We start from the raw sequence: 25,239 nt of genomic DNA on the forward strand, positions 1-25,239 counted from the left end.
ATTTAATATTATCTATGATATTGGTTTGTGAGCCAAGGGTATATTGGATATATCCAGACTAAAAAATAATAGTGAGACAAAGGTATGCATTCAGTTACAAAAATAGCAGCTACAGTAGCTTGTACTCTTTTAGCAGGCACCGCTACTGCCGCAACTCTAGATTATCGTTACGAATATCGTGCAGCGACGGATTATACAAAAACGAATGGTGATACAGATCACGTAGATGCTCGTCATCAACATCGAGTTAAACTGGGTGAAAGTTTTAAACTATCGGATAAGTGGAAACACTCTACGGGCTTAGAACTGAAGTTCCACACTGATGATTCATACTACGATGAAGATTCAAAGTCTGTTAAGTCAGCGAACAGCCAGAGTTTCTACAACGGCAATTGGTACATCTATGGTTTGGAAATCGACAATACTGCTACCTATGAAATAAACAACAATTGGTACCTACAAATGGGGATGCCTATTGCTTGGGATTGGGATTGGGATGAGCCTAATGCTAACGATGGTGACTGGAAAATGAAAAAGGTCACTTACAAACCACAATTCCGTGTTGGCTATAAAGCAGAGATGGGCTTAACGACCGCTATTCGTTACCGTCATGAATATTCTGACTTCCGTAATCACACCCAATTTGGTGATAGAGATTCAGAGACCGGTGAACTTTTAGAGTCGGCTCAAAAATCAAAAATTACATTAACCGGCGCTTATAAAATAAAATCGTTACCTAAACTTGGACTCGCTTACGAAGCTAACTATGTAAAATCTTTGGATAACGTACTTCTATATAATAGCGATGACTGGGAATGGGATGCTGGACTAAAAGTAGACTACAAATTCGGATCTTGGAAACCATTTGCAGAAATTTGGTCTTCTGATATCAGTTCATCTTCAAAAGATCGTGAAGCAAAATACCGTGTGGGCGTTGCTTATTCGTTCTAAGTAGAAAATAGTCAATTTATTAAATCCCCCCCTTCCTCTTGTCAAATTTTGGGGCATATTTAATTAATTTCTTTAAAAGGATAGTCTGTTTAAATAGCTATTAGTTTTGCGCTAATAAAATATTGAACGACTATTCATTATCTATTTCCTATGTAATTTACATATGGTTTAAATATCATAAAGAGAATATTTTATGCAGATTTCTAAAGTCGCTATAGCGGTCACTCTTTCAACCGGTTTACTCTTTGGTTGTAATAGTGATGGTCTACCTATTCCAACGGACCCGAGCACTCCAGATAGCCAAAAATCCGTGTTAACGACGGGTTACTGGAAAATTGGCGATGGCAATTCTTCTTCAATAGCCGCATCGTCAAACGCCGATTTACCCAACGTCTATGTTTTCCAAGAAGATGGTCACCATAAGTACTATGACGACGACGATAACTTAGGCACCTATACCATTAAGGACGCAAGTGCTTCGACCAATAATTATGATGAAGATGCAGGTACGGTATCTTTCACTTACTATGAAACGGGTTCATCAACGCTTGAAATCTTAGATGGTACATTCACTTTCGATGACTCAGGTGCCCTCATCATTTCAGATAGCTCAACGGGTATTGCTTATTCAGGTTCAGATCAGACAGAAACTGGGAATGTACAAGATGCCATTAGCCAAGCGAATGCAGCAAACGGTATCAATGGCTATGTTCAGATACTCGACACCAACAATAATGGTGCGAAAAATGATGTCGGTGAGTTACGTTTAAAGCTGTCAGACAACAGCACAGGCGCAACTGTAGATAGTATCGAATCAGGAAAAGTCACTGTTGATCTCATCTATCAGGTTGACCCAGACTCAGCACAAGCAGCTAATGGCAACGGAGATAACGCCTATATCAGTCTTTACGGTTCGGGCACCTCTAACATTAACCTGCACGGTGAGGTGATATTCAATGCTGGGCAGATTTTCTATCGTTCAAATGTCCTTGTTGATGGTAAACCTCAAGTTTCAGATCAGCCCGTGGGTACTTATAACTTAGGCGAGGATCTCGCTGTGGAATTAAGTTGGGAAAGTGGCTACTACACCTTTAAAGTCAATGACACCGTATACGATAATAACGGCAACGGCTTTGAATCGGTTGACAAAAATGCCGTTACCGTCATAGCGCTCAAACTTGGTGACACTTCTAATACGACAAATTACGAGCTAAACGCCGACAACTTGAAAGTTTATTCCAATGACACAACCACCGATGAATTAGTGTTTGCCGATAACTTTGATAGTTACCCTAATGGTCACGTTTTGTCGGGCGACCCGTACAATAACAATACGGCCGAAGCAACGGTTGTTGTTGATGGCGGCACGAATCAGCCAGACACTTCACAGCCAACCGACAATCAAGTTGCAGCGATTACAGATACGGATACGAGCGACACCGGGGAATTACGTTACAAGTTTGATTCCGGAATGACGACAGGTACACATAAAGTGTCTATGTACTATGACGTAGCTGAAACCGAATCGGCTTATGTTTCTCTCTTTGATACAGCCAACTCTACCGGTTCTTTAATTGGGGAATTAAAAATTGACGAAGGAAAAATTACACTCCGTGGTGAAAGTGATCAACTAACAACCTTTACTCCTGGTACCTGGCTTGACCTTGAAATGTCTTGGGATACATCCAGTTTAAGTGCAGCCGGGACTTACTCTGTCAAAATCAATGGCACTGAGTACGGCCCTTACACGTCACACAACGTCACACCCGGCGTAGAAGTGACCGCGACCGCCATTAGGTTCTCGTCAAACAGTAACACAGCCGACACCACTTTATTCGTCGACGACTATCAAGTGTATTCGGATACGGCAGGCACAAATGTCATCTTTTCTGATGATTATGAGAACTACAGTCTTGGTACTGATTTAAAAAATTCACCCTATAATTCAAATACATTCTCTGCGGTTGTGGCAGAAGACCCTCTCAACGCGAACTAATGCACTCGAAGACTTACTTAAAAAGTCGTTAAAGCTACAAAAGCCCACTCCTGTGGGCTTTTTTCGTGTTGGCAGAGAATGCTTTTACGGCCAACACCTGAGTCGAAAATGCCAAATTGGCCTTAAAAATGGTGTGAACTCGTCACTAAATAACGAAAGGCGAAGTCTCTGAGATTGTGTCGTTTCAAGCTTCAAAAACTTAAACACACGTGTTGCAGTTTTGTTAATTTAACGGTAGGGTTTTGATTCCAATAACCACTTATTCCGCTTAAGGATAAGCCAATAACAATAAGAGAGTTTGCATGGAAGCACTATTATCCGACTACCCGGTAATTACCGAAATTCCTGTCGCTTGGGGGGAAATGGACGCGCTTAATCACGTTAATAATGCCGTCTATTTTCGTTACTTCGAGACCGCTCGCTTAGATTTTTTTAAGCACGTTGAACTGATGGAAGAGATGGCGATGACCAAAGTTGGTCCAGTTCTTGGTGACACTTACTGTAAGTATTTTCGCCCCGTCACCTACCCAGACACACTGATGATCGGCTCTCGCGTTACAAACATTCAAGATGATCGCTTCACCATGGAATACGCGATTGTCAGTAAAGCACAGCAAAAACTCACAACGATTGGCAACGCCACCATCGTTATGTTTGATTTTGCCTCTAACCAAAAAGCACTACTTTCACTGCGTTTAACCAATGAAATCGAAAAGATGAATACGTTGAAAACCCCTTGCTTCAAACAAGACGTAACCACAGGTTAACCCCTATACCTCAGCGCACCTTTCGTTATGTACACTTTTTGATAACCCAATTTAAAAAGGCCACTCAATTGAATGGCCTTTTTTATCTAGAGGTTTGCATACCTAACAAGCACCGCGCCCATACCTAAATATTAACCTCTGAGTATCGGAGCTCTTAAAGCGTATTCCCTATAGCCCTTGTACGTATTGCGTATTGGTCCGAACCTCTACAAGCTGCTCTAGATTCTGCTGTGAACCTGCTACTCCATTAATTAAGCCTTCAAATTGCTTAATTAACTCAACTTTGTCTTTCACTTCTTTCGAACCCGCACCAATATTAGTTAGGTCGATAAAAAACTCGTCAAACAGACCAGAAAAATCCGTTACAGCCTGAGGGTTTAAGAACTGCTCGTGATTGTAAATGCTTGGGTAACCGCCCTTCTGCTTATCAACAGCAAAAGAGATGCCCTTCACGTTCGTTATCGTGGTCGCTTTCTCACACTTCAGCATACAACCTGCTTCAATGCTTGGTTTGTTGCAACCCACGGTTCTTTGGAAGAAACATTGGCGGCTGGTCATCATCAAGATCGGATGGTAGATACTGTAGAACAATTTGAAGTTCTCTGGGCGGCGAATATGACGAATCTGACCTTTGTTGATCTCGTTCGAAATGAACGCACCGGCACAATTAAGCTCTTCTTTTAGAGTGAGTAATGCGTGAGAGTTGGTGGTGTTCATAAACGGGCCTGCAACCCACTCGATACCCATTTCATAAGCTTTGTAAGCGATACCCGTGTTGTTAGTCACAATACGTGGCGGTTTCACTTCTTCAAGAATGCGAACGGCTTCGTCATAGTCTTTACCAATCAATACCGCAGGGAACCAAGGAATCAAGCGTGGGTTTGTCGCTAAGATATCGATGTACTTATTACAACGCTTCTTAAAGCTTTCTGGTAGTTTGAAGTAAACATCGGCATCAGTCACATCACACAGGTGTAAATCTTCTACATCCGCGATCAACATCGACATGGTTGGCTTTTCGTTCACCTTAGGATGTTGTGGAAGTGCCGGCACTTCAACGTGCTTAATCACTTTCACAGAGCCGTTAAGAATAAAGTCGATTTCATCCTTTAAGACCGACAGCTCTTTTAAAGGAAGGATCAGACCACCATCTAGATTGTCATAATTGTAGCCTTCAAGGGTATGAACCGCGCTCTTCACAGATTTAAAACGTTTTTCTAGCAATTCTTGCGTAATGGATGTTTCAGCCGCCTTTTCTAACAACGACTTAGACTTAACTTCAAAACGCTCGTTATCTGACACGACTGTTACGGTAAAAGCTTGCCCTAACTTCGCATTGAACGAAAGTGATACCGCCGTTTTCCGGATATCAAGAAACTCAATCTTATCGCGCATTTCATTGCCTAGCGCATTTTTAGCTTCATAGAGATCGCTGGTCACTTCTTGAATTTGCACAACTGAGATTTCGTTGTTCTGCTTCGCCGCTTTCTCAATCGCATAGTTCATGCTGTTGTCGCGCGGGTTATCGATGAACATGTCTTTGGTAAGGTTGCCCTTTAAGAAAGAGTTCGTGAAATCACGGTTGAATACTTTGTGTAGGTTTGAATCGTCTTCGATCAACAACCCACTTTCGACAAAGCTATCGATCTGTTTACGCCACGTATCAATGACTGTGTATACATAGTGTGCGCCTTTAATACGACCTTCGACTTTTAGCGAGTCAACTTTCGCGTCAACCAGTTCAGGTAAGTCGTAGTAAGCGGAGTTATCTTTTAGGTTGAGTGGATACTTATTACCCGCGTTGGTGATTTCGTATTCATCACGACACGCTTGGCTACAACGACCACGGTTACCAGAGTTACCAACACTCACTGAGCTTGAGTAACATTGACCAGAAAAAGCGATACACAGAGCACCGTGTACGAACACTTCTGTTAGCACATCATGATCGTGCGCCACTTGCGTTAACATCTTTATTTCTGGCAAGTTGAGTTCTCGAGACAAGTTAACGCGCGTTGCACCTATCTTAGACAAGAATTTGATCTGACCTTCATTGTGCGTGGTTAACTGGGTTGATGCGTGAACATCCAGTGATGGAAAATACTTATTAATCAAATCGAACAAGCCAAGATCTTGCACGATAATGCCATCAACTTTGGTGTTCACCAATTGGTTCAACAGTTTAGTGATGCTCTTAATTTCATGCTCCAACAGCACCACATTAAGAGTTAAAAACACTTCACAACCGTATTCATGAGCAAGGCGAATAACACCGTTCAATTCATCTAACGACAGGTTAGAGGCTCGATTACGAGCATTGAAGGTGTCTAAGCCACAATAAACCGCATTAGCACCTGCTACGATGGCAGCTTTAATTGCCTCAACATCGCCACCAGGGGCTAATAACTCAATCTTTCTGCTCATTTTTGAAGTCGCTCACTTACTTATAATTTTTAAGCCGAGTATTCTACCTATATCACGTTCTCTTTACCACCTAACCACTCTTTTCAAACTAAACGACCTCAATATGCAGAATGAAGCCGACCTACCTATTCTCTATTCCTTACGCCGTTGCCCTTATGCAATGCGTGGACGGATGGGTATCGCACTATCACAACAACAAGTATTACTTCGAGAAATTGTAACCAAAGACAAGCCTCGCGAACTATTGGCCAGTTCGCCAAAAGGGACGGTTCCGATATTGGTGTTGCCCAGTGGAGAAGTCATTGAACAGAGCTTGGATGTGATGAACTGGGCACTTCAACAAAACGATCCTCAAGATCTTCTTCGTTCAAGCAATCCAACACTTAGCAAGCAAGTTCAACAACTTATTAAAACCAACGATGATGAGTTTATTGGTCACTTAGAAAAGTATCGTGCGTCTGTTCGTTATCGAAATATCGATGTTGAACAACGTCGACAAGCCTGCGAAGCCTTTATCGGCCAGTTAGAAGCACGACTCACCGATCAACCCTACTTTTTTGGCCAAACGCCAAGCTTAGCCGACTTCGCGGTGATGCCTTTTGTCAGCCAGTTTGTGCGAGTCGAAAAAAAATGGTTTGTACAATCGGAATACCAAAACGTAGGTCGTTGGTTAAGATCGCTTCTCGAAAGCCCGCTCTACAGCCAAGTAATGAAGCAATACCCATTGTGGAATGAAACCAAGCAAGATTGCATTTTTGGCTGTTCTAAGAGAATTCGGTGACAAAAGCGCTCTGGGAACAGCGATTACTTGAGCGCTTTCCAGTATTGGTAAAGCCCGTCGATATCGGATGAACACATTAGCGACATCGCGCCTTTGATCTGCTCTTCGCTCCACTGCCACCATTGCATTTCCAATAGCTGAGCGATTTCAGTCTCATTGAAGCGATAACGGATATGACGCGCAGGGTTTGAACCGACAATCGAATAAGGTGGCACATCTTTAGTTAGCACCGCTCGACTTGCGATGATAGCCCCGTCGCCAACCTTAACACCACTCATGATCATGGCTTCGGTGCCAATCCATACATCATTGCCAATCACGGTATCACCCGAGCGTTCAAAGCCGTCTATCGCATCTTCAAACTTCTCGTCGTCTTGATAGAAGAATGGGAAGGTACTCACCCACTGATTTTGATGACCTTGGTTACCCGCCATCATAAACACAGCGCCAGAACCAATCGAGCAGTAACTGCCGATGATCAGCTTGTCGATGTCGGTTCTATCCGCTAAGAGGTAACGCGCGCAATCATCAAAACTGTGGTTGTGGTAATAACCCGAGTAATAGCTGTGTTCACCCACGATGATGTTTGGGTTGGTCACTTGTTCTTTGAGTGACTTTCCGACAAACGGACTCTCAAAATAGTTTTTCATGTTGGTACTCTTAGTTTGGTTCTTTTCGTTAGGTACTTTTATTCAGTGTTTAAAGTTAAACGGTTTATCTTAGTGTAAAGCCCAAATACCCAATCACTCGCCACAATGTCATCAATGAGCCAGTCACAGAAGAAAGCAGCAAATGATGCCTTCGTAGTCGAACTGACTTCATACACTATATCTTTGTTTAAGTTAATAATTTAAATCTATCATTCGAAAACCTATTAAGCGAAATCTTATTGCCTTAAATTCCGACATTAACCAAATCAGTGCAAAGCTAACGAGGTCGCCATTGCTAACCCACAAAAACCACCCCTCTTTACTCACATCACTGCTTTATCAATCGCAATATATGCGTATAATCGCCGCTCCATTGCGCTATCGCCATTAAAAATAGCGCCATTCAACATTTTTAATGAGTACCCAATGTCGAAACTATTTTTCAAAGGCCGTATCGAAACAAGACAGAACCACGTTCTTGCTGGCTACAACGTCAACCGTGATGTAAAAGCGGGTACTGAAGAATCGCCAATCGCAGTCATGGTGCCAACTGAAGCGCGCAAAGCTGAAGTTGAAGCACTTGCCGCTGAAAACACTATCTTCGTGACGGTTACCGTCGACGCAGACAAAGAAGAGAACACCATCGAGCTTGATACGCTGCTCAACAAACCAAAAACGATGACGTTTGAAAAGACCCCTAACCGAAACGATCCATGTTCTTGCGGTAGCGGTAAGAAATACAAGAAGTGTTGTGCATAAGGCTTGTTACTCAAACTGCCGATAGCACCATAAGTAACCTCATCACTGACGGGAAGATCATTAAGGTCTTCCCGTTTTTTTTTGGATTAACCAAACTCAGTCAGTAAGTGGTCAGAAATAGTGTAGGAAAAAATCCTTGACCTTACATTAAGTGGAAGGTTTAAGATTCAAAGAATGTTCAATGTGATGAGTCGCTTATGATGGGGTGCCGCAATCAACCGCCAAAGTGCTCCCTCTTTAGGCTGATCTCTTCGTGCTTTTACTTTCTCTGTTGCGATAAGGGTTTCTATGAATAGCCAATTTGTACATCAACATAAATGCCGACTCCTAGGGCCAAAACATACTCAAGAGAAGCTACTCTGCTATTTAAAAAACAATTTGTTCATTGACGATGTCACGTTAAATGAGAGCCTTCTCGTAGTAAAATATGATTTTCGCTATATCGATTTTTCACAGGTATTAGAGATGATTAAGTCGAATGATTGCGATTATGTTAATGGGTGGTTCGATCGAATAAAATACCGATTCATGACCAATGCCGACTTAAAAGGTCGCGAGAACCTATCCATAGAACCGTTTTGCTGTGACAAAGTTAAAATCAGAAAGGATAACCTTTAGATTCGAGTCTATTGAAAAGTCTCCCTTAACCAAGACAACAAGGGCTTTGCACTCATGTCTAATTCGCACGCCTGCCGAAGAATGATGAAACGAAAGACAATGAGGCGGTGCGTATCACCGTCTTAAACCGAATGGCCAGCTGGCTTAAATCGATTGTCATGTTTGTGGTGACTTATCCCACGAAACTGACATTTTGAAATAAGACACACCTGATTTTTGAAACTCATCACCTTCAACGCTGAGCCCAAACCTTTGATAAAATGAAAGTGCTGAAGTTCGAGCATCACACCAGAAGTCGCTCACTTGCGCTCGCTTTAAATCATAAATTAAGTGTTCTATTACCTTAGAGCCGATCCCTTGACCTTGATATTCAGGCAGTGTAGCGAATTTTCTGAGTCTCGCTTCATGGTCGTGTTGATAAACCGAGGCGACACAAACCAATTTTCCGTGAACAAATGCCCCGTAATGAATGGCAAATTCATCGCCTTCTACTTTACAAAATTCAGGGGATTTTTCAGGCCAAAGAACTTGATGCCTAATCGGCAAAACCTCGGCAGCAGTGACCTTCTGTATATCCATATTTAACCCTATTGAATGACAACCGACTCTCGGTATAAAAACGACATGAGGATAATGTAAAGCCGACACTAACTTGAATACAAGCCTATTCGGTTTAAATTATTGGTTAAAAGAGGCTATTTCGTCTTCGGTGAGATATCGCCATTCGCCTTCTTGCACGTCTAAACGGATCTCGCCGATTTGCTCTCGATGAAGCTTCACCACGCGGTTTCCGACGGCAGCAAACATTCGCTTAACCTGATGAAACTTACCTTCTGTGATAGTCAATAACACCTCTTTTGGGCTAATAACCTCCAGCTCTGCGGGGCGCGTTGGATTAACCTCCCCTTGTAATTGAACCCCCACTTTGAACCGCTCAGCAACGTCGTCTTTGATATCTCGTAACAAGGTCACACGATAAACCTTTTTACACGATTTGGTTGGCGATGTGATGTTAAAAGACCAACGACCATCGTCGGTGATTAACACTAAACCCGTGGTGTCAGCGTCTAACCGCCCTGCCATATGCAATTCGGATGGTTTATCTATCTCGAGGTAATTTAACAACGATGGATAAACTTCATCGATATTTGAACAGATGGTTGCCGCAGGTTTGTGCATCAATATGTATCGAAATGCTCTGAGCGTTAATGCGTTACCCTTTAGCAAGATAGTATTGTTTTCATGAACCTGAATGGATTCATCAAATACGGTTTCGCTGTTAACGCTAACTTCACCACGATGAATTTTCTCAACGGCTTCTGACTTGGTTAGGTCCGTGCTTTTACAAAGGTATTTATCAAGGCGCATTAATCGTCGGCACCACATTTTGCACAAGGCTGATAAGTGCGTTCGCCTTGATCAATCACGACATAGTCACACACGCAATTGTCACATAGCGCCAATTTTGGGTAAGCGTCTTTCTGTTTCTTTGCGCTCATGTTGCCTTCGGTGGTGTATACGGTTCTCATTGTGTGCCTTTATCTGAATAACGAGCGAACGTTTGAATCACGAGTGGAGCACAAATTGTATCACTGTTCGCCACCTCGATAGCAGTGGTATTGCCGAGATAAGTGGCCATGAATGACCTGATGAAAGATGCTCTGCCTAGAATTTTTATAATGAACAACAAACTCAACCATCGCATCAGTGGTAACATGATCAAAGCTCACCAACCAATGAAGTCAATAATGAAAAATTGTAATCAATGTGGGAAATGCTGTATCAAATATGGAGATGGTGACCTTGCTGCAACTCAAGAAGAGATTGATTTGTGGGAACTGTTCAACCCTGACATTTTTGAATACGTTCGTGGTAGTGAGATCTGGTTTGATCCGCAATCTGGCGAACGCCTGACTCGATGCCCGTTTCTAGAGGTTGTTCCAACCAAAGATAAAAATACCCAAGCGAAATATGCGTGCAGTATTTATTTAGACCGCCCTGAAGATTGCCGTCACTACCCAAGCTTAATCAATGAGATGGTAAGAGACGAGTGCGAGATGATTGAAGTGGTGGATTTACAAGATACGAAAAAAGCGCAAAGAAAACTCGACGTGTTAATGAAAGACAGCCGCCCTTCAAGTTTGTCTTAAACGCTGACCTTTTAAAGTTCTGTTTACCACATCAACGTATCAAAACTCATTTTGCTTCATATACGGGTCATCTAACGCGCCCCGTGCGGCCAAAGACTATATTCTATTGAGTAACGCATCAATCAAGGTCGTCAGTATTAGAAAACAACCCAAAAGCGAAGCAATAAAAAGGGCCTAGATTGATCTAGACCCTGATTAAAAACCGCTGAGTCACTCTCTATCAGTGAATGACACGAGTGATTATTCTTCGATGTAGAACGCTTCTACTGTGCCTTTTAGGGTAATAAGCATAGGCTGACCACGGCGATCAAGCGCCTTAGGTGAAGGGATCTTCACCCAACCTTCACTGATGCAGTATTCTTCAACATCAGTACGCTCTTTACCATTTAAACGAATGCCGATTGGGTATTCGAAACACTCAGCTACGTGGTATGGGCTGCGTGGGTTACCTGCAAGATGATCTGGTAAAGTGGGTTTTGAATTGGTATCGCTCATGTTCGTTACCTGTATGTACGTAAATAAAAATGTGCGCCATTTTAGTCAATATAAGCTTTGCGCTCAACCACTGCCGCAATAAATCGTATTAATCGCTTCAATCCACGTCGAGTTGTTTGATTTAGCGGCAGTCGCATTCTAGTTTTTGTTTTCGGTGCAGCTTACTCGCCTCTAACCAATCGTGGATAACTTGTCTTGCAGCCTCCGTTGGTGGTGCACTTTGTTTTCCACAAATTTGGTCAATCTCAAACGGAAAAGCTTTACTGGGAACACGGCGTAAACCTATGGTCAATCGCTGAGGTTTAAACATACGAAATACCAGATAGCGATCGCTCATGATTCGATTATGGTACACACAAATAGAGTGCTTTTGTTCAATGCTCTCTTGTTTGAGGTCATAATAATCAGCGATTGGATGAATGTTGTCATTACCGAGTAAAGGAACGGGATAAGGGATGTCTTTATCCGCGGGGCTACTCCCCTCTAAACGACATAATTGACGTTGCTCCGTCCAGCGATCATGAAGTTGTTCAAACATCGCAAATGAGTTTTGGCTAGTAATGGCGCGCAGCGGATCATCCATCTCCAAATCTTGTCCTAGCAATATCGCATCTTGGAACATCGCCATCTTCGACGGTGCATTAAGTCGCCCCTCTTCCACCATTGCAATCCCTAATCGACTGCCGGTTAGAAATGGATGAACTTGGTCCAGACGTAAGGCTGTGTATCCGACTTTTGAGTAATGTTTGAATTTAAGAACTCGTCTTTGCAGCGGTTCGAGAATGCGAACAATGTGGTCGAGTTCATCACCAACGTTGTAATGAAGTTCTAGTTTGTCGATGAATTTGAGTGTCGCCTTACTGCTGTCTAAGCCCAGTTTGGCCAGGATCTTCTTTTGTCCTAAGCGACTCAGTGCCAATGCTTTCTGATTGTCGACGCTGTATTTCATGCAGATCAACGCCAAAATAACAGGCCTTAATTCAAGCAGTTGCGCGGCTTCATAGGTGTTCGCTGCAAGCCACAGCATCTGGTATTGGTACTCTGGAAAGTCGTCGGTGATTTCACGATAACGCGCAGGCAATGAATTTAACCAACGCCCATTCACATCAAACTGCTCAATAAGATTGAGACTTAAACCAATCCCCCCATCAAGCGGTCGTCTGCCATCTTCAAACACATGAAAGCCGCCGAGTTTTTGAGACCAATCTAGGATCTCAATATCGTAATCGAAACCTAATGTTCGAGTGGGAATGGTCAGTAGTACGGTCATTGGGGCCTCTTCATTATTGGCGCATTGAGCTATCAAGCCTAGCGAATAGCATAAGCTAGCGCTCCATCCACTATATCAACCTTTTGTAAATTTCTTATCAATCAAAGCGATATAAATACAATCGTGCTTAGAAGAACATTGCATGATGATTTTATGCAATATGAGATCTCTTCGATATCATTTGCGCCTACAGAAACTATGCTTGTTACATAACTCACAACAAGAGGCTTTAATCATGGATTACCGACATATTCTGGTCGCACTTGAACTGTCTGACGACACCAAGATTCTCATTGATAGAGCGACCTTCTTCGCGGATAAACTGGAGGCTGGTATTTCGTTTGTTTATATCGATGGTACGCATGGAGAAATTTACCCATAACTCGTTGATATACAAGGAAATGATGGAGATGTACCCATCAATAACGATGCCGTTAAACATTTAAAAGAGTTTGAAGCCTACGCCAAGCACCCAATCAAGCACATTTTCGTAGGAACGGGTGACTTGAACGATAAGCTAAAAAATGTCATCGAAGCAAACGGCGTCGACCTATTGCTATGCGGCCATCACCATGATTTCTGGCATAAGCTCATCTCCCATTCTAAACAGATCATCGATACTTCCCCTATCGATATTCTCGTTGTACCTATGGAATAAATACGGCCTTTAGAAACCCAGCCTGTATTGCCAACCTCTCTCGGTATGATTGGTTGGCTTATATTCCTTTCCAGCATCTGCATTTTCTAACATTAACGCTCAGTATTCATTTGTGATCTTAACGCTTTATCAACTCGTAAACGCTTACTAGTTAACAACGACTGAAAGCAATGAATAAGTTTAATCTCTCTTTTCACCAACGACTCAACAGCCAACGATAACGTACTGATCCAAACTATGCTTTCATTAATCAATGGACCGGCGGTAACTCAGGCATAAAAAGCCTCACAATCCAGGAAGCATCATGAACTTTAAAACGGTACGATTTCTATTAGGAGACCAGCTAAACATAGAGCACTCATGGTTTCGACAGGTTAACAATGACGTTATTTACATCATTGCTGAGCTCAAACAAGAAACCGATTACGTTGCATATCATATTCAAAAAGTGACCGCATTTTTCTGTGCGATGGGTTACTTCGCCGACGCACTCAAAGAACAAGGTCATCAGGTACTCCACCTAACTCTTGACGATACCACGCAATTTGAAAACCTAGATACACTTCTAAAGCACTATGTTCACGAATTCGGTGCCGATAAATTTGAATATCAAAGGCCAGATGAATATCGCCTTCTAGAGCAGATGAACAAGCTCAAGCTCACCAATGCGACCAAAGGTTGTTGTGATACCGAACACTTCCTTTTTCCATTCGAAGAGATCGAACAACAGTTTCCTAAAGACAAACACATCATGATGGAACACTTCTATCGCCGAATGAGAAAGCGTTTCGACATTTTGCTAGAAGACGGAAAGCCTGTTGGCGGAAAATGGAATTACGACGCGAACAATCGAAACAAGCTCAAGAAGCAAGACATCGAAAACCTGCCTCAGCCTCTGATATTTACCAATGACATAACAGGTATTTTGCAGCGTATCGAACGCCATCAAGTGCAAACCATTGGTCGAGTCGATAGCCAGTTACTATGGCCAGTTAACCGCGCACAAAGCTTGTCTCTGCTCGCTCATTTCTGCCAAGTCTGCTTACCGTTTATTGGGCAATCAGCTTTTAACAACCGGTTTAAGGTGTTTTATGACACCTTCAACCTGCCTAAGTGGTCGCCGCATACATTCCGTCACACGATAGCTACGAGCAATTCGTTGCTGAGAAAATGCTAGGTCACAAGATGGCCGGTATCATGGGTGTATATAACAAAGGTTTGTATCTAACACAACAAAACCAAGCAATGACCACTTGGTTTAACACTATCAATAAGGAAAATGACTAATGAACGAATTAACCGTAGAAGCAATGGATGCTAAACTAACGCTGAAACGACCAAATCATGGCTTGGTGTTCATACAGGTTGGTGACGGCCTAATTGTTCAGGCTGCAGAACGACAGGATATTAAGCTTAGACACCTACCAGACGACGGAGAAATGCCAGATGCCTACATAATGCGAGCTGGCGACACGGTTTACCACTTGGAGCGCTATGCACTAACCAGAATTGGCCAGTTTCTTGAGATTCATCCCGACGTAGTTTTATGAGTATCCATATTGTTTGTGTGTGATTTGTGATTTACGTTCGATAATTATTTATTTCGCTATGCGAATTTATGGCATCATTAAAAGCAAATCACACAGGTAAATGAACATGAAAAGAGCATTAAGCACCATCGCGGCATTATCTTTTGCTATGAGCGCAAACTTGTCGCATGCAGCTGTAAACCCAGACCAAGGTTATGAGCTATTTAATTATATCGGTCCAGCTTTCACCGAAAATTACTACAAGTTTAATGAGTACCGTGAAGCAAATATGTATCGAGGCAGCAGCTTTGTTAAGCATCCAGATCGCCAAGGAAAGCTATTCAAGGATATGGTTGATCTTAACACGAAGCCTAGAACGCACTGAGCTAGGTAGTAAGGTTTTGTTGCTTCCACCTAACACTTATCACTTTACTGTGTTTGGCGGTATCAATGAAAAAAGCCTTAAGCGCGGAATGACCGGAAAATGGCGCGATGATATTGGTAAGACTGACATAGAACTCGACGACGTTAACCGTTCTATGATTGAAAAAATCTATGCAGCAATTGATAGCGGAAACCTGCACGTTCCAAAAATCAAGTTCAAGGTAGTTGGCATAGAGGGAACATTTGGAATAATGCTATCTCTTGAACCATCGACTAAGGCAGATTTGGAGAAATTTACAGAACTAAGCTACAAACTATCTGAAATAACCGGAATTAAGCTATCTCAAAAGCAGATTGAAAACCTTGGTAACATGCACATGACAATGGCATACGCATACAAGGAACTCACGGACCAAGAGAAAGCCGATATCGATGATTACGTTAACAAACATGGTAAGGGTATGATTGGCCAAGAGGTCATAGTAGATTCAATTGAATACTCCATATTTGACGATATGTTAGCTTTCCCAACGGTAATAGAAGTACAGTAATAAAAAATGCCCCGTAGTTTTGAACACGGGGCATTCTTTTATCTATAATTTATTATCACTCATTTATTAACTGGATACCCTACAGTCCTTTAATCCACGGTACGCCTTGGATATTGTCAACTGGACAGCCAGTATTAGCAGTAAGTGCAACAGTTGTGTTGGAGCTAAATGCTAGTTGCAACGTAGAGTAAATCGCTCTTACGTAACCCTCATTCAAATCTCCAGAACCTGTTCCACCTTTGCTAATGAAATACAAAACGTTACCATTGTTTGTAATCATCTTTGCACCAATATTAGACGGATTAGCCCAACTTTCATGGCCTTGGTAAACGCGTACAATTTTACCCTCACCGCAGTTTTCAGGATTTGCAAATGAAGATGATCACCGGCAACTTCTGCTTAATCACAGGCATAGACCCTGACCAAGTCGACAATTGGTACCTTGGCATTTATGTCGATGCGATTGAGTGGGTTGAAATGCCAAATACGCGAGGCATGGCACTGTTTGCGGATGGCGGGATCGTCGGAACCAAACCATACTCTGCCAGCGGTTCCTATATCAACCGCATGAGCGACTACTGCAAAGGCTGTCACTACAAGATAAAAGAGCGCAGTGGCGAGCACTCTTGCCCTTTCAATAGCTTGTACTGGCGCTTTATGAACCGGCACCGCGATGCGTTAAACCGCAACCCACGTATGGGCATGTTATATCGGTCTTGGGACAACATGGACGAGCAAGACCAACAAGCGATACTCGATACCGCGGAACAACGAATGACAAACTGGGAGAACTTATAATGGTGGAGCAACTCAGATTACATATTTTGGTCGTCGGCGGCAGTGGTGGTATTGGTTTCGCTGTGGTTAAACACCTATTATCTGAGCTCTCTCGATTTGATTTTCTTGATGTATACGTAGACGCGACTTATCACTCTCAGCAACCTAACTTAGAGCACAGACGCTTGAACTGGCATAAAATCGACGCCACCCACGAAGCTGATATCGAGCGCTTGAGTTCTCAGTTTGAACGACTTGATTGGTTGATAAACTGCGTCGGTATGCTGCACACTCCAGACCTTGGGCCAGAAAAGAACCTATCGTCTATCGACCCTGAATTTTTCCTAAAAAACATCTCAGTAAACACCTTGCCGAGCTTACTATTAGCCAAGCATTTCACCCCTCTTTTGAAATTGAGCGACAATCCGAAGTTCGCGGTCGTGTCTGCTAAGGTCGACAGCATTTCAGATAATCGATTAGGCGGTTGGTACAGCTATCGTTCATCGAAGGCTGCATTGAACATGTTCATTAAAACCATGTCGATTGAATGGAAACGAACCCTCAAAAAAGGAACCGTATTAGCACTGCACCCCGGGACAACCAATACCGCACTGTCAAAGCCTTTTCAAACCAATGTGCCAAAAGGAAAACTCTTTGATTCCAGTTACGTCGCCCATCGACTGATAGATATGATCAGCAGTGCAACACCGGAGAAGAGTGGCCATTTTTATGCCTATGATGGTAAGCAATTAACGTGGTAGTCAGTAACAAAGAAAAACCCAACAGAGTTGTTGCTCTATTGGGTTTTGTGATCACAAAGAAGCGACGGGGTTCAGTAACATTACGTCAGCAAAACAGACAGAGTTCAACACCTGCGTTGTTTGAAACGGGCCTTTACTCAGACCAATTAAACTTGCTGTCGTCGACCCCTTCTTTTTCTTCTTTAGCGCGTTCGCGGCGGTGTTGCTCTTCCACTCTTGCTGCGTCTATTTCTTGCATTATCGCTTCAATATCCGCTAATTCGTCAGTTTCTGTAAACTCGCCAGTTAGCTTGGTGTCTGGCTTTAGCTCACCTTTCTCATACAGCGCCCACATTTCCTTAGCGTACTCTGTCTTTGCGAGTTCCGGCGCGAACTGAGCGTAATAATCACGGATATTATTAACATCACGAGTCAACATCCATTCTGCATTATTATTGGCAGAAGCATCAACGGCTTGCGGTAAATCAATGATAACTGGACCATACTCATCCACAAGCACGTTGAATTCAGACAAGTCACCATGGATCAAACCAACACACAACATTTTAACCACGTAAGTCATCATCACGGCGTGGTCTTCGATCGCTTGCTCTGCGGGCATCACCACGTCGTTGAGCCTTGGTGCGACATAACCATCGTCATCGGTAACCAACTCCATGAGTAACACACCATCGAAACAACCAAAAGGTTGAGGCACGCGTACTCCCGCCTCCGCAAGCTTATACAAGGCATCAACTTCGGCACTTTGCCATATTTTTTCTTGTTGTTCGCGACCGAAACCCGAACCTTTTTCCATGGCTCTAGCACGACGACTATTGCGGACTTTACGCCCTTCTCGATAGGCTGTCGCTTTCTTAAAGCTGCGCTGGCTTATCTCTTTATAAACTTTGGCACAGCGGATCGTGTCACCGCAGCGTACTATGTACACCGAGGCTTCTTTGCCACTCATAAGTTGGCTTGTCACCTCGTCGACTAAACCATCGTCAACTAAAGGTTGTATTCTTTTAGGTATCTTCATGTCGCCTTTATACATGAGTTACCTTGCAGATTAAATATTAACTCGTTAAATGAGTGGTTATTATCTGTAGATGGTTAAATAGAGACAGATTATGTCGATTTCGTTTTTTGCCGACGACAGCGTTCCGAACAATAAATTACCGTTTCCCAACCACGCTGCCACTTCTTACGCCATGCGAATGGTTTTTGACAAACTGGGCATGTCTTAGTCGGTAGATATGGTTTCTTGTGCATGGCCCCTCCTCGTCGATGCGTTCACTTTCTACGTCCAGTAGAAATTCCTCACTTTGGGGAATGACAAAAGTAATACCAACAAACCCAGATTCCTTATTACGTTCGTTTCTTACTTTGGGGAATGACGGCTACTTTTTGATCGCTCCTGACTTTAAGGAGTGACGGCGTAGTGATTGATGACAACGCCCGACTCCGTCATCCTCGAGAAGGAGGAACGACTGAGTCGGGGATCTGCTTCATCTAACTCTGTTTCTATTTCTGCGCTGATGAACAGGACTAGAATCTAAGCAACAACTTTGTACTGCTTCTCCATCTCACTGAAGCCTAAGCCAGAGTGCTTGGTCACTTTCAGTTGAACAGGTACACGCTCTTTCAATGCTTCAACATGGCTGATCACACCAATCATCTTGCCTGACGCGTTTAAGTTATCTAACGCATTCAGGGCAATATCCAAGGTATCACTGTCTAGTGTGCCGAAACCTTCATCAAGGAACAGAGAATCAATACTGGTTTTGTGACTCACAAGATCAGAGAGCGCCAATGCCAGAGCCAAGCTCACCAAGAAGCTTTCGCCACCGGATAAGGTTTTAGTATCACGCATCACATCGCCCTGCCAAGTATCCACCACTTGCAGTTCTAACCCATCATCGGCTTTGCGTTTTAACTCATAGCGGCCATGTAAACGTTGCAACTGCTTATTAGCGAGATACACCAAGTTTTCAAGTGTTAAGCCTTGAGCAAACTTACGGAATTTATCGCCGTTCTTAGAACCGATAAGTGAGTTCAGACGTGAGATATCATCAAACTCCAACTGCTGTTCTTCGATCTGTTTGAACAAATCTTGTTGATTGCTACGATTCTGTCGATCAGTCTCTAGATTGGCAGAAATGGCACCAATTTGAGTCGCATGATTTTGCTGTTCGTTTTGACATTCCGCCGTTGCCAGCTCTACCTCACTTTGCGGTAAGGCACTCCACGTTGTGGCTTTTTCATGACTGAGTAACTCAACTTTATTCGCTTTAGCACTGCTCAATCTCGCCTGTGCGCTGACGATGGCTTCTTCAAGTCTCTTCTTCAGACTTTTCAACTGTGTGATTACCGTTTCATCCAGCAATGCAGACTCAAAATCAGCATCATTTGCAAAAGGGCTCGACGCTAACGCCTGTTCCCACAACTGTTTCACCTCTACTTGTGCTTGCTGTTTCGCCACCAGTTCTTCGGTGTACCCCGTAAGCTTGGTTTGTTCGGCTCTATGGTCGAGTTCACAACGGTTAAATTCAGCTTGCGATACCTCTAACTTAGTGACAACGTCACTCATTTTTTGTTTTATCGCTTGAATCGCTGATTGGACGTCATTGTCACCAAATAACTCAGATCTTGATTCAGTGATTGATGCTAACTCTTGGGTTAATGTTTCTAACTCTTGATTTGAGCTAGCGATCTCTCTGGTGAGCGATTCCAACTTGTCATCAAGCGATTTTAGTTCAGCACGCAGACTAATTAACTGTTTATCGCAGTCATCCTGTTGCTGTTTAGTGGTTTGCCAAAGGTTAGAGGCTTGCTGTTTTTGGGAAAACCAAGCGTCAATGAGTTCGAGTTCTGGCGCGTCAATCGAGGCGTTCACAATACTCTCTTTGAGTGCCGTCCACTGCTCCGCTTTGGATTGAGTGCACTTTTCAGCTTGTTCATGCTGAGCTTGCGATTGCAGGGTTAAATCCGTCAGCCGCTGTTGTGCTAACGCTAAGTTAGACTGGGCTTTTTCGACCATCATACTTGCCGCTGTACGTTGTTTTTCAGCTTCAAGGTACGCATGACTCGCGTCAGCCATTGCACGTAATTGATGAATGACGTCGTTAAGTTGTTGCTCACACGATTCAACAAACACACTGACTGTTTGACTATCTCCTACAGATTCAATAAGCGGTAGCGTGATAGTTAGCGTCGCCTCTTGAGATGCAAAACTCGCTTGGGCCTGCTCAAGTTTACTCAGGGTGTTTGCCCAATTTTCCCTGCTTTGTTCAACATCAGCCTGTGCGCGTTGAAGTTCGTCTTTAAGCCCATTGATGATTGGCGCAAGCGAATCCAACTGCTGCCGATGTTCTGTGCCCTCTTTTTGAATAAGTGCGAGATCGGCCTCTTCACGTTCTTTTTGTAACATCAGATCCGTCAGATCTTGGGACGGTTCAATCGCATGATGGGCTGATCCACATAAAGGACAATCCATTCCTGGCTTCAGCGCAGCACGATACTTTGCGAGTTCACCTTCTTGATCAATTAAGCGAGTTAAGCGTTCGAGTGATGTTTTGTTGCTTTGGTAACGCTCAAGCAGAACTTCACGCTCTATGGTCAAGGTATCTGACAACTGAAGCTTGTTGGCAAGCTCTGCATGTTTAACTTCGATACGTTGAGTGGCTTGCAAGTAGCCTTGATGAATATCAACTAAGGTATGAGTATGACGGCTCCAATACTCAAGCAGATCTTTATTCGCATTCAATACCACTTCACTTGTCTGTTGTTGCAATGATTCCAGTTCAAGCTTGGCATTATTCTCAACCACCACCCGCTCTGTGAATGTTTTATCTTGTGCGAGTTTCGCCTCATGAGAGGTTTGGACTAACGTTTGTTGTGCATCTAGCGCTTGATTCACACGTTGAACGCCCTTGAGTAATTCACTGTGTTGCTTTTCAAGTGTTCGAACTTGGTCAACCTTAGCCTGCCATTGGCCTAGGTATTTTTCGAGGTGCTTATCGGCTTGATGGGTAGCTAAATACTGGGCATCGCGCTCTTGTTGTTGTTGAACAGCAGCAAGAGTTTTACTCAATACCGCGTGTTTATGGCGCTGTTCAATATCTCGTTCATTCAGTATGTTAACGTTTTTATCAACGGCAACTTGTTTATCTTTAAGTACCGAAATCTGGGTATCAAGCGGTCGAACTTGCTCAATAATTTTTTCTTGCTCTTGTTGTTGTTGTTTTACTTGCTCAACCAACACGTTTTGTGTTTTAAGCTTGTCGCTAGCGGCTGATTTCTCGGCATTTCGCTGAGCAAATCTTTTGGTACTGCTTTCAAGGTTTGCTTGAATCGCTTGCACTTCTTGATCGCTGCGCTGCACATCTTTATACAATGGGCGTAGCTTTTCTGCGGGCTCGCTTTTCGCTAAACGATCCAGAGAGGGTTGGTTGTCTGAAAGCGTATCTTGCGCCTGTTTTAAGTCCTGTTCGCCATTAACGATCGCAAAGTCGGCTTTGGTGATATCTTTCCACCAGCTTAAATGCGCGTTCCATTCAACCAGTTGTTGAGCTAATACGGTTTGTTCGGTTTCTCGTTTATCCCGTTCAGTGAGTAGCGCTTGAATCTGCTCGTCTGATAGCAAGCTGACCCCTTCAGCCTTAGCTTTTAAATGATTGAGAGACTCTTCGCTCGATTTGAAGTGATCATAGATCCGTTCTGAGATCAGGCTGTAAACTTCGGTGCCGGTCAGCTCTTCAAGCAGTTCCGCTCGATCATTTGCATTGGCATTCAAGAAAGCGGCAAACTCGCCTTGTGACAACATGATCGACTTAGTGAAGCGAGAAAAATCCAAACCCGTGACGGATTCAACCATCTTGATTTTCTTAGTCAGCTGCGTTTCTAGAACTGCATCGCTATCTGCATCTGCAAACTCACACGTTGGCGTTTGCAGTGCACCATCGTGCTTGCCGCGAGCTCGTTTATGATGGAAATTCGAACGGTACGTTTTCCCTTTGACTTCAAATTCAATCTCAGCAAAACATTCACCCGTGCCACGCGTCATCAGCTCGTTGGTGCCTTTGGCAATGCTTTTCAATCGTGGCGTACGGTGAAACAGTGCCAAACAAATCGCATCAAGAATGGTGGTTTTGCCCGCACCTGTGGGGCCTGTGATCGCAAACAACCCGTTTTCAGAAAAAGGTGACTGTGTAAAATCGAGTTTCCAACGACCTTTCAAAGCGTTCAGGTTTTCAAATTCTAAGCTTAAGATTTTCATTCTTGATTACTCTTCCGTACCGTTTAAATCGTCAGTTCCGTGCGACACTTCAGCAATCACTTGCTTGAACTTGATCGTCATTCTTTCTAAGCGTGCTTTCTCTGTCTCACTTTCAAACACTTCGAGTGCGATACGTTTTTCAAACACATCCATGGGCGTGAGTTCCGCTAAGGTTTCCGCTGATTCTCGCGCTAACACTTGGTTACGGCGCTCTCTTGCTCTTCTTAACTGCAGCACTTCAACGTTTAGGCCTTCGGTTAAGGCTCGCATGCGTTCTTGCAAATCTGATAGGTAGTCTTGTGCATGAACCTCAATCGACAACCACACGCTTTGCCCCTCTTCCAACCCCGTATATTGATTCAGTTGAGACTCAATCTCGCTCAAGTCGCCTCTGATTTCAGCCAAAGGTTGGAAGTTAGGAATATCGAGTTGAGAAATGGTACGTTCGCCTTGCTCGAACTCAACCATACACACCTGCTTTTGCGATTTAAGCTCGTCAAAACTGAGCGGAATGGGTGACCCGCAGTAGCGAATGTATTCACGTTTCGCCACCACTTGAGGACGATGAATATGGCCAAGTGCGATGTAATCAGCATTTGGGAAACCGTCGGCAGCAAAACCATCTAAATTGCCAACATAGATATCCCGCACCGAATCAGACTGCTTGACCCCCATTGCTGTTAAATGCCCTGTGGCGATGATGGGCATGGTTTCACTGTTCGCTAAAGTCTTGCGTTTTTCGACTGCTGCATCGTAGACACCTTGATAGTGCTGCTTAATCGCAGCGCCCAGTTGCTTCTGACGCTCAACCCCCGACACACCCGCTTGGCTAGATAAAACATCGCGCGGGCGAATGAAAGGAATTGCACAGACTAAAGCCTCAACCTTGCCGCTCTTGCCCTTCAATTCAACAACCTGAGTCGCATAATCGTCATTCGTGTTAGGGATCACATCCGCGCCCATGCACTTCAATAATGGCTGTGTTTCTTTAAGCACAGATACGGAATCGTGGTTACCGCCTAATAGCACCAGCTGGCAGCCGATATTATTCGAGTCGACAACAAACTTGTTGTACATCTCACGGGCATAACTGGGTGGTGTGCTGGTATCGAAAATATCACCCGCGACGATAATCGCGTCGATATCGTGCTCAGAAACTTGCTCTAACAACCATTGTAAAAAACGTTCATGCTCGTTTTTACGACTTTTATTGTAGAAGTTTTGGCCAAGATGCCAATCGGAGGTGTGAAGAATTTTCATTGCGGCTCACTGGATATCTGTAATACCTGTAATCTACCAAAATAGTTCGCACAATTCTTTTTTATCAAAGCGCTTTGGCTACATAAAAAGCCTGATCATGCCACTCGGCGTAACGGGTTACTCATCAACAGTGTGAACCAAACTCATCATCGACTATGTTCATATTTATTACCGCCCCATTTCTCTGAATTGCTCTCGCGGTGTTTGTTCCATTAGAGTTCCGCACTACAACCCAATAAGCATGAAGTAAACCCTCAACAATCGCTGCCAGCAACAAAGATTCGCTTGTTATTTTGACGTTCTAGTTTACTATGCGCCACCCCACTTTTTTCAGCTAATGCTATAGGCCATTATGTCCGCCAACGCACTCTACACCGACCTATCGAGCTACTATGATTTAATGTGTGTCGATATTGACTACCAAGCGCAAAGTAACTGTATTCGCCGGCTACATCAAATTTTCGGAAACAATGGGAAAAGTCACTTAGACCTTGGTTGCGGCACAGGCCCTCACGTTCGTCATTTCATTGACTACGGCTACCAAAGTAGTGGCCTTGATCTCAACAAGCCAATGTTAGACATCGCTCAAGTTCGCTGTCCAGAAGCCAGCTTTTCAGTGCAGAACATGAGTAATTTTACCGTAGCTGAACCACTGGATCTGATCACTTGCTTCTTATATTCCATCCATTACAACGATGGCATTGAGAATTTTAAAGCCTGCATGGCAAGCGTTCACAAAGCGCTGAAACCCGGCGGCGTATTTTGCTTTAACGTAGTTGACAAAGATAAGATCAATAATGAGCTATTTGTTCGACACACAACGAACCAACAACAAGATGCTTTCACTTTCCGTTCTGGTTGGTACTATTCTGGCGAAGGCAATAGACAAGCGCTAAAACTGAGCATTGAAAAGACGAGCGCAGGCAACACTCAGGTATGGAATGATGAACATCCTATGGTGGCTTTCTCGTTCAAAGAATTGATTGAAATGGTCGAGCCTAATTTTGAGGTTCACCTTTTCGAACACGATTACGATAAGTTGTTGCCATGGGATAATGTGTCTGGCAACGCGTTGGTTATTTGCGTAAAAGCGCAAGACACTTTGCCGAAAAGCGACGGTTAATTGAGTGATAAAACAGCCTGACATAACGTTGCCTTGAAACGACGTGTACACCAATGCCGATGTAAAGCCAGCGTACGG

At 43.5% G+C, this 25,239-nt stretch carries 22 protein-coding genes and 3 pseudogenes; 14 read left to right on the forward strand and 11 right to left on the reverse strand.

Going from position 1 to position 25,239, the window contains the following annotated elements:
* Nucleotides 1-84 precede the first annotated feature (84 nt).
* From L4B77_RS10935 to L4B77_RS10945, 3 genes are all read left to right on the forward strand, one after another.
* Entirely contained in the window at nucleotides 85-951 is an 867-nt protein-coding gene (locus tag L4B77_RS10935; RefSeq protein ID WP_429750400.1) for an oligogalacturonate-specific porin KdgM family protein, read from the forward strand.
* 193 nt (nucleotides 952-1,144) lie between these two features.
* Entirely contained in the window at nucleotides 1,145-2,947 is a 1,803-nt protein-coding gene (locus tag L4B77_RS10940) for a hypothetical protein (RefSeq protein ID WP_429750402.1), read from the forward strand.
* A gap of 302 nt (nucleotides 2,948-3,249) precedes the next feature.
* A complete protein-coding gene (locus L4B77_RS10945) occupies nucleotides 3,250-3,714 on the forward strand; it encodes an acyl-CoA thioesterase (protein ID WP_429750404.1) in 465 nt (154 codons plus the stop codon).
* 168 nt (nucleotides 3,715-3,882) lie between these two features.
* Here the strand turns inward: L4B77_RS10945 and L4B77_RS10950 are convergent, their stop codons facing one another.
* Nucleotides 3,883-6,138, reverse strand: a complete 2,256-nt coding sequence (locus L4B77_RS10950; protein WP_429750405.1) for a peptidase U32 family protein — start codon at nucleotides 6,136-6,138, stop codon at nucleotides 3,883-3,885.
* Between the two features lie 103 nt (nucleotides 6,139-6,241).
* On the opposite strand from L4B77_RS10950, the gene L4B77_RS10955 reads away from it, so the two are divergent.
* Nucleotides 6,242-6,919, forward strand: a complete 678-nt coding sequence (locus tag L4B77_RS10955; protein WP_429750406.1) for a glutathione S-transferase — start codon at nucleotides 6,242-6,244, stop codon at nucleotides 6,917-6,919.
* Nucleotides 6,920-6,942: 23 nt separating this feature from the next.
* On the opposite strand, the gene catB is transcribed toward L4B77_RS10955, so the two are convergent.
* Nucleotides 6,943-7,569 carry a type B chloramphenicol O-acetyltransferase gene (catB, locus tag L4B77_RS10960; RefSeq protein WP_429750407.1) on the reverse strand — a complete coding sequence of 209 codons (627 nt, stop codon included), beginning with the start codon at nucleotides 7,567-7,569 and terminating at the stop codon, nucleotides 6,943-6,945.
* A gap of 426 nt (nucleotides 7,570-7,995) precedes the next feature.
* Between catB and L4B77_RS10965 the strand changes: the two genes are divergently transcribed.
* A complete protein-coding gene (locus L4B77_RS10965) occupies nucleotides 7,996-8,328 on the forward strand; it encodes a PBPRA1643 family SWIM/SEC-C metal-binding motif protein (protein WP_261839516.1) in 333 nt (110 codons plus the stop codon).
* Between the two features lie 774 nt (nucleotides 8,329-9,102).
* On the opposite strand, the gene L4B77_RS10970 is transcribed toward L4B77_RS10965, so the two are convergent.
* The 3 genes from L4B77_RS10970 to L4B77_RS10980 form a co-directional block, all read right to left on the reverse strand.
* Nucleotides 9,103-9,525, reverse strand: a complete 423-nt coding sequence (locus L4B77_RS10970; protein ID WP_261839515.1) for a GNAT family N-acetyltransferase — start codon at nucleotides 9,523-9,525, stop codon at nucleotides 9,103-9,105.
* Nucleotides 9,526-9,624: 99 nt separating this feature from the next.
* Nucleotides 9,625-10,341 (reverse strand): pseudouridine synthase, encoded by a 717-nt coding sequence (locus tag L4B77_RS10975; protein WP_429750409.1) that lies wholly within the window; start codon nucleotides 10,339-10,341, stop codon nucleotides 9,625-9,627.
* Nucleotides 10,314-10,475 (reverse strand): hypothetical protein, encoded by a 162-nt coding sequence (locus L4B77_RS10980; protein ID WP_429750411.1) that lies wholly within the window; start codon nucleotides 10,473-10,475, stop codon nucleotides 10,314-10,316. Before L4B77_RS10980 ends, L4B77_RS10975 begins: the two co-directional genes overlap by 28 nt.
* A gap of 219 nt (nucleotides 10,476-10,694) precedes the next feature.
* Here L4B77_RS10980 and L4B77_RS10985 point away from each other — a divergent pair, with 219 nt between their 5' ends.
* Nucleotides 10,695-11,096, forward strand: a complete 402-nt coding sequence (locus L4B77_RS10985; protein WP_372065714.1) for a YkgJ family cysteine cluster protein — start codon at nucleotides 10,695-10,697, stop codon at nucleotides 11,094-11,096.
* A 240-nt stretch (nucleotides 11,097-11,336) separates the two neighbouring features.
* Here the strand turns inward: L4B77_RS10985 and L4B77_RS10990 are convergent, their stop codons facing one another.
* Both L4B77_RS10990 and L4B77_RS10995 read right to left on the reverse strand, forming a co-directional pair.
* Nucleotides 11,337-11,591 carry a DUF3297 family protein gene (locus L4B77_RS10990; RefSeq protein WP_261839512.1) on the reverse strand — a complete coding sequence of 85 codons (255 nt, stop codon included), beginning with the start codon at nucleotides 11,589-11,591 and terminating at the stop codon, nucleotides 11,337-11,339.
* 121 nt (nucleotides 11,592-11,712) lie between these two features.
* Nucleotides 11,713-12,861, reverse strand: a complete 1,149-nt coding sequence (locus tag L4B77_RS10995) for a PcfJ domain-containing protein (RefSeq protein WP_429750413.1) — start codon at nucleotides 12,859-12,861, stop codon at nucleotides 11,713-11,715.
* Between the two features lie 235 nt (nucleotides 12,862-13,096).
* Here L4B77_RS10995 and L4B77_RS11000 point away from each other — a divergent pair.
* From L4B77_RS11000 to L4B77_RS11030, 7 genes and pseudogenes are all read left to right on the forward strand, one after another.
* Nucleotides 13,097-13,519 (forward strand): annotated as a pseudogene (locus L4B77_RS11000) (universal stress protein).
* Nucleotides 13,520-13,823: 304 nt separating this feature from the next.
* Nucleotides 13,824-14,684 (forward strand): annotated as a pseudogene (locus L4B77_RS11005) (cryptochrome/photolyase family protein); the annotation flags it as partial.
* A 121-nt stretch (nucleotides 14,685-14,805) separates the two neighbouring features.
* On the forward strand, nucleotides 14,806-15,069 hold the full coding sequence (locus tag L4B77_RS11010) for a hypothetical protein (protein ID WP_429750415.1): 264 nt from the start codon (nucleotides 14,806-14,808) through the stop codon (nucleotides 15,067-15,069).
* Nucleotides 15,070-15,175: 106 nt separating this feature from the next.
* On the forward strand, nucleotides 15,176-15,433 hold the full coding sequence (locus tag L4B77_RS11015; RefSeq protein ID WP_429750417.1) for a hypothetical protein: 258 nt from the start codon (nucleotides 15,176-15,178) through the stop codon (nucleotides 15,431-15,433).
* Nucleotides 15,402-15,983: a DUF1868 domain-containing protein gene (locus L4B77_RS11020; RefSeq protein WP_429750419.1), complete on the forward strand. Its 582-nt coding sequence runs from the start codon at nucleotides 15,402-15,404 to the stop codon at nucleotides 15,981-15,983. The genes L4B77_RS11015 and L4B77_RS11020 overlap by 32 nt, the downstream gene beginning before the upstream one ends.
* Before the next feature lie 369 nt (nucleotides 15,984-16,352).
* Nucleotides 16,353-16,781, forward strand: a pseudogene (locus L4B77_RS11025) (cryptochrome/photolyase family protein); the annotation flags it as partial.
* Nucleotides 16,781-17,521 carry an SDR family oxidoreductase gene (locus L4B77_RS11030; protein WP_429750421.1) on the forward strand — a complete coding sequence of 247 codons (741 nt, stop codon included), beginning with the start codon at nucleotides 16,781-16,783 and terminating at the stop codon, nucleotides 17,519-17,521. The pseudogene L4B77_RS11025 and the gene L4B77_RS11030, both read left to right, overlap by 1 nt.
* Before the next feature lie 133 nt (nucleotides 17,522-17,654).
* On the opposite strand, the gene L4B77_RS11035 is transcribed toward L4B77_RS11030, so the two are convergent.
* The 4 genes from L4B77_RS11035 to sbcD all read right to left on the reverse strand — a co-directional run bounded on the left by L4B77_RS11035 (nucleotide 17,655) and on the right by sbcD (nucleotide 24,038).
* Nucleotides 17,655-18,539: a PA4780 family RIO1-like protein kinase gene (locus tag L4B77_RS11035; protein ID WP_290334878.1), complete on the reverse strand. Its 885-nt coding sequence runs from the start codon at nucleotides 18,537-18,539 to the stop codon at nucleotides 17,655-17,657.
* Nucleotides 18,540-18,628: 89 nt separating this feature from the next.
* The gene (locus L4B77_RS11040) at nucleotides 18,629-18,772 is read right to left on the reverse strand and encodes a DUF2256 domain-containing protein (protein ID WP_261839506.1); all 144 of its coding nucleotides are present in this window, start codon (nucleotides 18,770-18,772) and stop codon (nucleotides 18,629-18,631) included.
* Nucleotides 18,773-19,055: 283 nt separating this feature from the next.
* The gene (locus tag L4B77_RS11045; protein ID WP_429750423.1) at nucleotides 19,056-22,778 is read right to left on the reverse strand and encodes an AAA family ATPase; all 3,723 of its coding nucleotides are present in this window, start codon (nucleotides 22,776-22,778) and stop codon (nucleotides 19,056-19,058) included.
* Between the two features lie 6 nt (nucleotides 22,779-22,784).
* Nucleotides 22,785-24,038, reverse strand: a complete 1,254-nt coding sequence (gene sbcD / locus L4B77_RS11050) for an exonuclease subunit SbcD (protein WP_429750425.1) — start codon at nucleotides 24,036-24,038, stop codon at nucleotides 22,785-22,787.
* Nucleotides 24,039-24,390: 352 nt separating this feature from the next.
* On the opposite strand from sbcD, the gene L4B77_RS11055 reads away from it, so the two are divergent.
* Nucleotides 24,391-25,161: a class I SAM-dependent DNA methyltransferase gene (locus L4B77_RS11055; RefSeq protein ID WP_429750427.1), complete on the forward strand. Its 771-nt coding sequence runs from the start codon at nucleotides 24,391-24,393 to the stop codon at nucleotides 25,159-25,161.
* Nucleotides 25,162-25,239: the final 78 nt, after the last annotated feature.

Origin of the sequence: Vibrio minamisatsumaniensis, from assembly GCF_050337445.1 — a bacterium.
GTDB lineage: Bacteria > Pseudomonadota > Gammaproteobacteria > Enterobacterales > Vibrionaceae > Vibrio > Vibrio artabrorum.